The sequence below is a fragment of the Enterococcus pallens ATCC BAA-351 genome (assembly GCF_000407485.1).
Lineage (GTDB): Bacteria > Bacillota > Bacilli > Lactobacillales > Enterococcaceae > Enterococcus_A > Enterococcus_A pallens.
On the sequence record NZ_ASWD01000001.1, the window covers coordinates 737,608 to 749,765 of the forward strand.

13 protein-coding genes are annotated in these 12,158 nt (G+C 42.3%); 2 read left to right on the top strand and 11 right to left on the bottom strand.

The genetic code is table 11. The annotated features are described in order from the left end of the window. Positions 1-9 precede the first annotated feature (9 nt). From I588_RS03575 to I588_RS03600, 6 genes are read right to left on the bottom strand one after another with little or no spacing between them, the layout of a single operon-like run. A complete protein-coding gene (locus tag I588_RS03575; RefSeq protein ID WP_010757578.1) occupies positions 10-636 on the bottom strand; it encodes a beta/alpha barrel domain-containing protein in 627 nt (208 codons plus the stop codon). Positions 637-641: 5 nt separating this feature from the next. Then, on the bottom strand, positions 642-1,406 hold the full coding sequence (locus I588_RS03580; RefSeq protein ID WP_010757579.1) for a ChbG/HpnK family deacetylase: 765 nt from the start codon (positions 1,404-1,406) through the stop codon (positions 642-644). Positions 1,407-1,419: 13 nt separating this feature from the next. Beyond that, positions 1,420-2,244 (bottom strand): PTS system mannose/fructose/sorbose family transporter subunit IID, encoded by an 825-nt coding sequence (locus I588_RS03585; RefSeq protein ID WP_010757580.1) that lies wholly within the window; start codon positions 2,242-2,244, stop codon positions 1,420-1,422. 11 nt (positions 2,245-2,255) lie between these two features. Further along, on the bottom strand, positions 2,256-3,020 hold the full coding sequence (locus I588_RS03590) for a PTS mannose/fructose/sorbose/N-acetylgalactosamine transporter subunit IIC (protein WP_010757581.1): 765 nt from the start codon (positions 3,018-3,020) through the stop codon (positions 2,256-2,258). Between the two features lies 1 nt (position 3,021). Continuing rightward, positions 3,022-3,501, bottom strand: coding sequence for a PTS sugar transporter subunit IIB (locus I588_RS03595; RefSeq protein WP_010757582.1), 480 nt, complete (start codon positions 3,499-3,501; stop codon positions 3,022-3,024). A gap of 15 nt (positions 3,502-3,516) precedes the next feature. Further along, on the bottom strand, positions 3,517-3,903 hold the full coding sequence (locus I588_RS03600; protein WP_010757583.1) for a PTS sugar transporter subunit IIA: 387 nt from the start codon (positions 3,901-3,903) through the stop codon (positions 3,517-3,519). Between the two features lie 269 nt (positions 3,904-4,172). Between I588_RS03600 and I588_RS03605 the strand changes: the two genes are divergently transcribed. Next, a complete protein-coding gene (locus I588_RS03605) occupies positions 4,173-6,449 on the top strand; it encodes a hypothetical protein (protein WP_010757584.1) in 2,277 nt (758 codons plus the stop codon). A 44-nt stretch (positions 6,450-6,493) separates the two neighbouring features. Here I588_RS03605 and I588_RS03610 read toward each other — a convergent pair whose 3' ends face one another. From I588_RS03610 to argF, 4 genes are all read right to left on the bottom strand, one after another. Continuing rightward, positions 6,494-7,027, bottom strand: coding sequence for a GNAT family N-acetyltransferase (locus I588_RS03610; protein WP_010757585.1), 534 nt, complete (start codon positions 7,025-7,027; stop codon positions 6,494-6,496). Positions 7,028-7,160: 133 nt separating this feature from the next. Beyond that, complete coding sequence (locus tag I588_RS03615; RefSeq protein ID WP_010757586.1) at positions 7,161-7,838, bottom strand: CPBP family glutamic-type intramembrane protease; 678 nt, start codon at positions 7,836-7,838, stop codon at positions 7,161-7,163. Positions 7,839-7,934: 96 nt separating this feature from the next. After that, the gene (locus tag I588_RS03620) at positions 7,935-9,308 is read right to left on the bottom strand and encodes an APC family permease (protein WP_010757587.1); all 1,374 of its coding nucleotides are present in this window, start codon (positions 9,306-9,308) and stop codon (positions 7,935-7,937) included. 16 nt (positions 9,309-9,324) lie between these two features. Beyond that, on the bottom strand, positions 9,325-10,377 hold the full coding sequence (argF, locus tag I588_RS03625; protein WP_010757588.1) for an ornithine carbamoyltransferase: 1,053 nt from the start codon (positions 10,375-10,377) through the stop codon (positions 9,325-9,327). Positions 10,378-10,460: 83 nt separating this feature from the next. On the opposite strand from argF, the gene I588_RS03630 reads away from it, so the two are divergent. Further along, positions 10,461-11,237, top strand: a complete 777-nt coding sequence (locus I588_RS03630) for a MurR/RpiR family transcriptional regulator (protein WP_010757589.1) — start codon at positions 10,461-10,463, stop codon at positions 11,235-11,237. Here I588_RS03630 and arcC read toward each other — a convergent pair. Further along, positions 11,215-12,147 (bottom strand): carbamate kinase, encoded by a 933-nt coding sequence (gene arcC / locus I588_RS03635; protein WP_010757590.1) that lies wholly within the window; start codon positions 12,145-12,147, stop codon positions 11,215-11,217. The genes I588_RS03630 and arcC overlap by 23 nt on opposite strands. Positions 12,148-12,158 lie beyond the last annotated feature (11 nt).

Sequence of the window (12,158 nt, forward strand, 5' to 3'; positions counted from 1 at the left end):
CTGCTCATCCTATCTACTGGCTTGTGCGATTGCACAAAGCTGCCTAGCATTTTCAGTAATTTCTTCACTAGTTCCTTTAGTTAATAAACCACCTATCCCTACACAATCCACGCCGTTTTTATACCATTGATCCAAGTTGTCTATGGTAACACCACCTGAAGCTAAAATCGCTACTTGCGGACAAGGAACCTTGATGACCTTTGCCAGCTCTGGTCCATAGAAATTAGAGATTGGGAACGCTTTAATGAAGGCAGCCCCTTGTTTTAAGGCTTCCAGCATTTCAGTATATGAAGTACAACCAGGTGCGTAGGGAATTTGATAAAGATTGCACATCTGCTGTACTTCAGAATTAAAGGTTGGCGCTATAATGAAATCTGCTCCGCTCAAAATAGCTAGTCGTGCGGTTACACCTTCTAAAACGGTGCCCGCACCAATCAGCAGCTGCGTACCATATTTTTTCTTCAAAGCTTGGATGACCTCTCCAGCATTGGCATTGGTATAACTAATTTCCAATACGTTTACGCCACCCTCCAGACAGCCCTGAGCAATTTCGATTCCCCGTTCAATTGTTTCTACCCGTACTACAGCCATTATGCCTGTTTTTTTAATTGCTGTAATGATTTTTTCTTTTTCCATCGTATTTATCTCCTCATTTCTATCTCTTTTGTTGTAATTAATTCCTGTTGCTCCAGCAAAAGTCCTTGTAGGTCAGCTTCTAAATGAGTCCCCCCAGTAAAATTATCAATCAAATAATCCCCAATCAGTACAGGATGACAATAGATTTCAGCGACAGTCTTCTCCTCCAAACTGTCAGCATTCTTACGGTACGTAGCAATACTGCTAGTATAAGGAACAGTCTGAAGCTGCGTCTGATTGAACCGATGCTGCCAACGTCGGATATAAACATTTCGCAATAAATTGCCAGTATTGAAGCTGGCTCCCAATCCCCGCATCGTTTTAAACCCATACTTTTCCAGCAAGGGTAGTAAGGCCTGCAATACTGAAAAATCGTAAAACGCACAATGATGAGAATCAATATTGTACAAAGTGAAGCCAGCCGCTCTATATTTTCTAATCTGGGCCTCCAGCTCCTCTGTTAACTCCTCTTGAAAAAGGCGAAACCATGCAGTCCACAAAGGAGGTTGATAACGAAAGGAATCGTAGTAGCAGTAATGCTTTAACTTTTTGATTTTGGCAGATAAAGGGGTACCCTCAAAAAGATTAATGTGCAAGCCCACCTTATCCATAAAACCGTCTTCTTTAGCAATGGCCACTGCCTCATCAAAATAATTTGAGTTGGTCACTACCGAAGTTTGGGTACAAATCCCTTTTTCCATCGCCAAACGAATCCCTAAGTTGGCCTCATGACTCAACCCAAAGTCATCGGCATTTACGATTATTCTCATCTTCATCCCTCATTTAAAAGAAACCGATCAAGGTGCCAATTGCTCCAATCAAAATCAACACCAGCAAGATGATATTCACATTCATTTTCTTCTTTAATAAGAAAATCGTCAGCAAGGTAATCGACAACGGCAGCAGACCTTTAAAAATACTGTCCAAAATATCGGTTTGGACATTCAAAACTCCAGTACTCATCTCAACTTCCAAACTAGATGACAGCGTGACATAAGAGGCGGTTAATCCCCCCAGTACCGTCGCTCCAACAACTGTCGCTTTTTCTGTGACTTTATCCAAAAGACCGCTGCTGATAATTTTACCGATTCCTTCTCGACCTAAATAGTAGCCTTTGGTATAGGAAAGATAGCCTAGCCCAAAAAGCACAATTGCAATGGTCAGCAGGTAAAAAATCGGTCCTAGGAAATTTCCTTCCTTAGCCATGCCGAGAAAAATTCCCAGAGCAATCGGTGAAAGTGTGCCCTGCCAAATGGTGTCGCCGATTCCGGCTAACGGCCCCATCAAACCAGTTTTAATATTCGAAATCATTTCTGGATCAATTTCTTCACCTTTAGCCCGTTGTTCTTCTAAAGCCAAAACAATCCCTAAAATACTGCCACCAACATTAGGCTCGGTATTGAAAAATTCCATGTGTCGCTTCAAGGCTTCCTTTAGGCGCTCCGAGTCCTTGCCATACATTTTTTCCAAACTAGGGGCTAGCGCATGGACGACCCCAGATGCCTGCATCCGTTCATAGTTATAGGTCGAGTGACTGAAAAAAGTCCAGATCAAGTAAGATTTAATAATATCTTTTTTATTGAGTAAACGTACTGCTTCTTGTTCCATTTTTTCTCCCCCTAATTCATCGCCATGCGATCATTTTTTTGTAAAAAGGCAATAATCACTGCAATCATTCCGATGACTAATAATGGCAGTTCTAAATACATTACTAAAATAAAGCCTAGCAACAAGTAAAGATAAGCCATTGATCCTGCATTTGATAAAATAGCTTTAAAGTTCATAGCAATCCCTAGTGCTGGCAGGATAGTTCCTACTGTGCTTAAAATGTTGATGATTGGTGTCCCCTCCAAGCTGTTTAACATGTTCGTAATGACTGAGGCACCACTGAAGACAGCAATTGCTACAGGTATGGTATAAATAATTCCTTTAAACAGTTGAGATGGAATAATATTGTAGAGCATGATTTTCTTAATATCTCCCGTTTCCACCACGCTATCCATCCGGTGAATAATAAAAATATCGCCAGTCATATAAAGCATCCACAAAAAGTTCCCTAAAAGTGAAATCGGTACAGCCAATGTTACAGCAACCTCGGGCGTTGTGTTGGAAAGGATAGCCAGCGCAGTACCCACAGTTCCAGCCAACCCTTCATCCATCGTTTGTGCACCGCCAGCAGTAATTTGCGCCAAGTAAGTCGCATTAATCGCTGCTCCGACAATACACCCTTTAACAGGATCGCCTAAAATAAGTCCCACCATAATCCCCGAAATCAGAGGGCGTTTTAACGCCCAGCTCATATTGACTGTCAACCATGGCGTCCCATTAGCACCCAGATAATACACTAACCCAATTAAGACCGCTTGTAGAATTGAAATTTCCATTTTATCCCTCTCCTTTAATTATTTTTCCTAGGCTAACCTTTTCCGTATTTGGAACAACTTGGATAAACACCTCCACCTGTTCGATCAGCTTACGGAAAATTCCGCGTTCTTCCTCGCTACAGGAAATATTTTTATAGAGTTGAGAGCGATCCTGATTAGAGCCCATCCCCCCTAAGTTAATGGCTGGAATCGCTACTCCTGCTTCCAGCAGCTGCTGATAAACCGCTGGTCCTTTAGCTAAAATAATGATTTTCTTTTCATCACCATTGTTTAAATAAGTGGTCGCATCAGCAACAGTTAAAACAGTTGCCTGCATTTTAGGCGGAACAGCACCGGTAATCACCATTTTAAGAAAGTCATCCTTGGCTACCGCATCATCCACAATCACAATTTCGTTGGCTCCAGTGTGCTGAACCCAGGCAGTCATCACCTGACCATGAATCAGGCGGTCATCAATTCTCGCTAATACAATTGTTTGCATCGTTTCTCCTCTTTTCTATTGAAACATCAAAGTTGTAATTCCATCTTTTCCGATATTTACTAAGTAATCGGTTAATTCCTTAAGCGTCAGTTTTTCTCGTTTAAAGAGTGCTTCAATTACCAGCGGCAGGTTCACTCCTGTAATGCAGGTAATGTCCTTATCCCGATTTTCGCTAATTGTCTGTGCTACTGCATTGTAAGGACTTGCTCCTAATAAATCAGTAAAATAAAGTACATTTCCTTCTATAGAATGTTTTGCTACGTTTTGTTGAAATTCATCGAAGCTGTCACCAGCTTTCAAGCAGACACTGTATAGATTTGTCTGTGGTCCAACGATTAGTTCTACTGCATCTAAAAAACCCTCTGCTAATTGGCCATGTGTTGTCACAACCAGTGTAATCATTTTCCAACCTCCATTATTTGATAAGCGCTTCCAACATCATCATATATGCTGTCAAAGATTTTAGCAAAACCATCAATGTTACACCTAGCTTTAAATGTGTCACACAAATAAATATGGTTAAACAAAGGACAAACTCGGTGATAGGACCCTTTCTGTGTTATCTATTTTATAATGTGTAACATTAACTGGTGTCTGATTTTTAATACGTGTATAATAAAATTTGAAAGAAGCACGTAAAAAATTTGAATTTTTGACGTTAGGAGATCGTGATGACCAATAAACAAAAAATTCTACAGTTGCTGGAAAAAGAATGCCAACGTTATATTGATTTAACTGCTTTTACCTTCGCCAATTGTCATGCCAGCTATCTCGCAAATGAACTGTTTCTCGATCGATCCAATGTCTCACGTATCTTAAATGATCTGCATCGCGAGAAACAATTGATTAAGCTAAAAGGCAAACCAGCTTATTATTTTTCTCGCAAAGTGTTAGAGGCCGCATTTCCTTTTGCAACATTTCCTGAAGCGTTTTCTTCCAGGGAGGAAATGCAAACCTTGCTGCAGTTTTCCTCTACCTCAAGAGAAAACACTTTACTGAAAAACTTCCATTTAATCGGTAGTGAAAAAGGCGGCTCCCTGCATCCCTTGGTCCATCAAATACTACCCTTGTTCTATCTGCCAAAACAAACCCTTCAGGTAATTGTTCTGCAAGGAAATTTTGGTACTGGTAAAAAGCTTTTTCTACGGCGGTTGATTGATTTAGGACGGCTGCTGCACTATTTCCCTGAGAATCCTGAAGTATTCTACGTAGATGGTCAATTGCTGCAAGAACATCTTTTTGATTATCTGGAGAAATTTCACCAGCAAAAAAACCAAATTTTAGTGGTAGCTACCAATGATGCACCGCAAAAAAGCTTAGCTTTAATCAATAATCTTCATTATCACTATTTAAATCAGCAGGAGGAGCTCTTACTGGTGATCTTGGCGAATGAACAAGTCGACACTGCTGCCTGGAAAGATATTACTCCTTTTGTGCTGCAATTTACCGATATTCGTAATCGTTCCACCAAAGAAGTACTGCAGATTGCACAAGTCATTTTGCTCAATGAGGCTCAGCGTTTAAAACGAACCCTGCGGATACCTAAAACAGTGCTGCAAGTGATTCTCGCTCAAGCTCAAAACCTGCATCAGCTAGAATTGCTGCTGCAACATGCTGTCGCCAATAGCCTGATGTCCGTTCGCAACCATGAGGGTGCCTTTCTTTATCTGGAACAGCCTGCTTTTACTAGTAGTCAGTTGCCACATTTAGAAGAAGTTCCTGAAATAATGACTATTAGACCTGAGGATACGATGGACTCACTGGCTGATTGTTTTGTCGCCAAAAAAGAAGATCAGCAAACTCATTCTGCTTTGCTAGCTTATCTGCTTTTCCAGTATAGTCAAAGAACCGATCAGCATGCCTATCTGACCAAAGAATTTTTAACAGAGAAATTACTCTCCTCAGTGCACACGATTTTAACCCGCAGCCTGTTTTCACAGGACCCAATTTTGGTGGACAATCTGCAAGAACTGATTTTACAAATTTTTATGAGGGAAATTACTGAACCAGCAGACAAGGCGGCGGAAAATTATCCAGACAGCCGCTTGCTGCCGTTGCAAAATAAACTGGAACAGCAGGCTCGCCTATTGCCGTATTCCTTAACAACGGTTCAACAAGCATTGCTCAGACAAACCTTGGCAGATGCTTATCAACTGGTTGCATCGATTGATATCCCAATCGTTGTTGTTTCTCAATATCATTTATTAGCTCAGCTTTATGTAAATACCTTTAATCAAGCCGAACACAATCGGCGCTGCTTCTATTTTCCTGTCAGCCAAAGTCGGCCTACCGAGAACAGTGCCAAGAAAAATCATCGTTTGTATCAGTTTGCCTATGAAATAAATCGGGGCCAGGGCGTTTTACTTTTAACCGATCAAACCAGCTACAAAGCTGTGATGGAGCATTTCTTCTTAAAAACCAAAGTAATTACTTATTGTTTAACGCTAGACTCCTTTGCTCTGCTGGATGATTGTATACATGCTCTGAAAAGCAGCAGTTCCAGTCTAATTCCGCTGATTCCCAATCTATTAGAATTAGCAAAAACAACTGAACAAGAAATTCAAGAATCAGACCTGACTAAACGCGATCGTGTGACCAAGCTATTCACGAAAATGAGTACCCTTTTCCCCCAGGTGGACGTGTATGAAACCAACGATGCCCTTTATCGCTGGCTGTTGGAAGTAAATAAGGAACTTAATTTGGAAATCACACCTTCTTTCATACTAGAATTCCGTTTCGTGGGCAATGCACTTTTTCAAAGCAAAAAGAACAAACAGCCATTGTTCATCCTGACTGATGAAGAAAAAAACACGTTGCAGTCGTTGATGCTTGCCTTAGAAAAAGCCGCAAGCTATTTACCAAAGACACTGCCCGCGTTTTCCACTGACGAGCTGGCTCCTTTTGCTCAATGCCTGCAAAAGCACCAGGATTTTCAAAAACTCCGTTAAAAAAGGTATCCCCATCAATCTGGGGATACCTCTTCCGCTTTCTTCTACCAATTCTCTGGTTTGTCCATTACCTTTGAAACGTGAACCTGTCCGGCATAGTCAGCCAAACGAATATCGCTGATGGCTTGAACCATCCACGCATCCTCTAACCCTTGTTTAGTAGGATACGGTGGGATAAAACCTTGCGGCAACGCTGGAGCAAATCCATGACGAGGATAATAGTCAATATGCCCTAAGACAAAAACCAGATCAACCTCTTGCTGCTTCAACAATTCCAAACCAGCCCGAATCAATTGGCCGCCAATTCCCTGCTTTTGATGACTGGGAATAACGGCTAAAGGAGCTAAGATTGAAACTGACAACTCTTCAAAGCCTTCCAGCCATCCATTAGTGAACAAAATATGCCCTACTGCCTGCTCACCATCGAAAGCTAATAATGATATTAGCGGATGCGCTGTGGGATCTTCTAATAATTCATCAGCTAACACTGGCACCTCTGGATCATCAAAGGCTAAATCTTCTACTTGAAAAATAATCTTACGGTCCTCTTCAGTTGTTTTACGAATGTCCATGTTCATTTTTGCCACTCTCCTTATTTTTTATCTATGAGAAGAGCGTATTACCAGTAGTAAACATAAGTTTGTCAAACAAAGGCCTCCTTTTATTGATTACTAAAAGTATAAAGGAGAATAACTGCTGCGGCAATCAAGCTTAGTGCCCGCCTGCAAGTAGTACAAAGAAAAAAATCAAGTAATCATAAACAGTATGGGCGATAATTCCGCCACGAAGACTATCCGTTTTCTTCCATGCATAATTAAATGGAATCCGAGTCAGTCCGATGACTACTAAACTTTGATACCAGTTCCAGGAATAGGTGGTTAAATGTAGCGAGCCGAAAAACAATGCACTTAAAATAGAACTGAAAAGAAAGGCTTGTTTTCCACCAATCTGCTTAACTAAATAATGATACAAAGGAAAGGCTACTGCGGCAGTTGTCAATTCCTCACCAGCTAATGAAATCCAGGTAGTCAGAAAGAAATAGATATTTTGCAGCAAGGTATTACTATGGAGCGATTGGGCGATGGGATTTTCTACCGCGTGATTATTAAGCAATACATTACCTAGCCTTGCAGCAATAGTTGAAACAACAAAGCTCAGCACCACAAATAGTAAGATGTATCTCAGCTTGCCTTTTCCCAGTGGCTTGAGAAATAGTTTATAGGCATCCGAACCAAATTGAGTAAGCAGTGCCAGTGAAGAAAAAAGCAGCAGCCAAATCCAGCTAAGCGGCCAGTCACTGGTTCGGCCAATAAACCCAAATGCCAATAAAAATGGTGTGGCTATTAACCCCCAACGGTTGAGCCTCGTTTGTTCTATTTTATCCAGCATAATTGCATCGCTCCTTTTTTCAAACAGTATATAGGAAGTTGTCTAAAAAGCGACAAAAAAAGACTGCCAACCCATCGTCAGCAGTCTCAGTCAAGCCTATTCTGTTTCTAATTCTCTGGCTGTTCGCTCTTTGATAGATTTATCAATCAGCCATTCACCTACCCCTACTGCCAAGCCGACACCCGCAACTAAGAATAAAACATAGGATACCGGATTTTCTCCTTCAGGCGGCAGAAAGAAGAAGATCGTACTGAAGGCAAAGAAGATAAATTGAACAGCTGCCACTAGCTTACCAACACCGTCACCCCCGGGAATCCGGAATGGTCGTTCAATAGTTGGGTCTTTCTTGCGCAAAGTAATGAAGGCGAAAGAAAGAATAATATACGGCAGGAAGAAAATAATCGACGTAAAGGACAGCAGTGTCCAAAACAAATTCGCGTTACTTGAAGAGATTAGTCCATAAAACACCAGCAAAGCAGTTGAAGACAAGCCTAGTAAAATGGCCGAACCAATCGGTGCATGGACCTTATTGGTTTTGGCAAAAATCTTCGGCAGCTCGCCTTCCAGCCCAGCCTCTAAAGCCGCTTTGTTACCGCCTAAGGCCCAGCTGAAAATATAGCCTAGAAAAGCAATAAAGGAAATCACTCCTACCACTGTCACCACTCCGCGTCCAAAAACTTCGCCAAAGGCAATGAATAAACCAGAGTCAGGATCAATACTTTCAAATGGTAATATAATCAGCATTGCTACAGCTGCAATGATATACAAAACAATCGTACAAATCCCACTGGAGAACACAGCCTTAGGCACATTTTTGCTAGGGTTTTCCATTTCCCCTGCCGAGCAGCTGATCAAATCATAGCCGGTTAAGGCATAAACGTAGACCGGAACTAAGGCAAAAAAGCTTAAATCAAACGTTGGGATAATTGTACTCAGAGAAAATTCGGTTTGCGAGCCTTTAGTAGTAAGTGTCATCACAGCTCCTACTATCAAAGCCAAGCAAGCCAACAGCTTACAAATCGTGCTCAGCATAGTCAGCCATTTAGCATCCTGCAAGTCGATGCAGTTAAAGCCCACTACGAACCATGTACAAATAATACAAAAGATGACCATCCCCCAAACCGAGAGATCCGGGAAAAACAGCATCTGTAAGACTGAGCCCATTACGACCAGCGTCGAAGGGATAAAGCCCGCCACATTCACCCAATACCACCAAGTAGTACGGGCAGCCCAACGATCCCCATAGGCTCGTTTGATCCAAACATAAATCCCACCTTGATCCGGATAAGTTGAGCCTAATTCGGCACAGATTAACCCATGGGATAAAAAGAAGGTGGCACCTAAGACAATAAAACAAAAAATTAAGGAAGGTCCCATTGAGGCTTGAGAAGCGATCAGCTCCAGTGAAAATACTGCCGCAAAGGACAGCGAAACAATGTCAATGAACCCTAGTTTTTTTACTTCTTCCATCGTTCACTCACTCCTTTTAGTTGAGTCTTTGATCTAAAAAGGCTCGCATTTTCCCTTCATAATAAGCCTTAGTCTGATCATCTGCCCGTTTCATTCGTGGATACAAATACCAAGCCAGCAAGCCCCGCTGCACATGCAGCCGATTTTCTGCCTCCTGGAAGACTAGCGAACGGGTTGGATGGTCTAAAACTTCACTAGTAATTTCCACTTCACGGTTGGCTGGCAGGCAATGCATGGCTTTGCAATGATCTGGCGCCATCTCCAGCATCTCCATGTTTAACTGATAACGCGGATAAAAAGCTGCTGTCCGCTCCTCTTTTTCATCCTCGTACCCATAATAATACCAAACATCAGGAATTATGAAATCGGCCTTTTTTACCGCCTCTTCTACATTTTCTGTTACCGTTAAGCTGCCGCCAGTTTTTTGCATTTTTTCCTCAACTTTTTTGATTTCAGCATCACTAATGGAATATTGCTTGGGTGAAGCAATTGTGTAGCGTAGGCCCAGCGATGCAGCCAAATGAGCATGCTCCATTGCCATAATGCCATTTTCACCAGAATCACCCACAAAAACAATTTCAATCTCTTTCAATGATTTTCCCTTTGGCAAATGCTCCATCATCGTCAGCACATCTGCCAATCCTTGAGTTGGATGAATGTAGTAGGTCATCGCATTAAACACTGGAACTGACGCATATTCTGCCAAGGTCAATACCAGCTCATGATCTTCAGTCCGCAGCATAATGCCATCGCACATGCTGGATAAAACTTTAGCGGTATCCTTAATAGCTTCGTGAGAACCGAAATGAATTTCTCCTGGTTTTAAATAGAGTGCATGGCCGCCTAATTCAGCCATCGCCGTTTCAAAAGAAACCCGGGTACGCGTGGAGGGCTCTTCAAAAATCATCGCTAAGGTAGCTCCCTTTAATAATTGAGGAACAGCGTTTTGATGCGCAGCCTCTTTCAATTGAATAATCGTCGACAGGATATCTTGAATCTCTTCTTTGGATAAATCATAGTTATCTAGAAAATGTTTAATCGGATATGTTTTAGTATGTGATAATTTCATTTGTTACCCCTCCAGTTTATTGTTGTAGGCGGTTTCGCCTTAAAAACAACTACGCTATAATAAGATAGAAAGCAGGTGATCGTATGACAGCAACTAAAGATTTTTATACCGCCGCTAATCAGCATTTTCCCCAACTGAATGATTCAGAAAAGCGGATCTTTGATTATATCCTGAAAAATTTTGACGAGGTAAAAGCTTACAGTATTCGCGAGCTGGCCTTAAGATGCTATGTCTCCTCCACCACTATTTTTCGTTTTGCCAAAAAGTTGGGCTTCAACGGCTATAGTGACTTTATTGAAAGTTTGACGGCAGCTCCTGAGGCTCCTCAAACGATCCCTCATTCCATCAAGCAAAAAGATTATAAAGAAGAATACTTGAAAAACATTATCGAATCTGTGCGGGTTACCGATCAGACGAAGATTGATCAGTTCAATCAGCTGCTGGATCAAAACCCGGTGATTTATTTGATGGGAGAAGAGCTGGATTCGCAAGCACTTCACTACGTCCAGTGGCTATTTAATGCGCAAGGCTTCCGATCGATTTTGTTAACCGATCAGGCTGCCCTTCAAAATGCCCTGCGGCACATAACGGATCAGGATATTTTCTTTGCCTTTGCCTATACTGGTGACAATCGCCAAATCATTGAAGCAATTGAACGAGTGAAGCAGCAGTCTCGCGCAACCATTGTGACTTTTACCCGCGCGGTGACCAATGTCATTCAAAATCTGTGTGACATTGATTTTTATGTCTTCAGCGATGAAATCAGGCTGGGACAATTGGATTTAACCTCCCGTATTTCCATGCTGGCAATTGTCGAGCTGATTTTCTACCATCGTTTTAACTGCTCGCCTGACGAATAATTGTTCCGGTTTCAGCTGAGATTGCCTTGGACACTTGTTCCAAATCAGCAATGATGGCGGTTTTCCCCGAACCGCTGGCTACAAATTCGCAGGCTGCTTCTACCTTAGGCCGCATACTACCAGCAGGAAACTGCCCAGCTGCGACGTATTGCTGCATCTCCTCTAAGCTGACCGTTTTTAAGGCTCGCTGATTTTCTTTTCCGTAATCTACATACACATAGTCTACGGCTGTCAAAATGATAAAGGTATCGGCCTCGATTAAGGTTGCCATCTTAGAAGCCGCAAAATCTTTATCAATCACCGCATCCACACCTTTATAGCGTTTGCCATGATAAACTACGGGAATACCGCCTCCGCCACAGGCGATAACTACCTGATTGGCATCCACCAGTGTTTTCAAGCTGACTTTTTCATAAATATCTACCGGCTTTGGTGATGGAACCACGCGCCGCCAGCCCCTGCCGGCATCCTCCTGATATACTTCTCCAGTTTCTGCCATTAATGCCTTGGCCTGTTCCTCAGAATAATAGCCGCCAATCGGCTTGGTCGGCTGTTGAAATGCTGGATCTTCAGCATCCACCACTACCTGCGTCAGCATGGAAATCACCGGTATGTCATTCACGCCCCGACTAACTAATTCTTCATCGATGGCCTGCTGCAGGTGATACCCAATATAGCCCTGACTCATAGCAATACATTCGGCAAAAGGCATGACCGCTTCATTTGTCATTTGCTCAAAGGCCAAACGAATTTGTCCAACCTGGGGCCCGTTACCGTGGGCGATCACCACTTGATGACCTGCCACAATCAAATCGGCGATGGAGCGGGCCGCCAGCTGCGCCCGCGATAACTGTTCATTAGCCGAATTTCCTAAGGCATTGCCGCCTAATGCTACTACAATTTTTGCCATACTTATCCCCG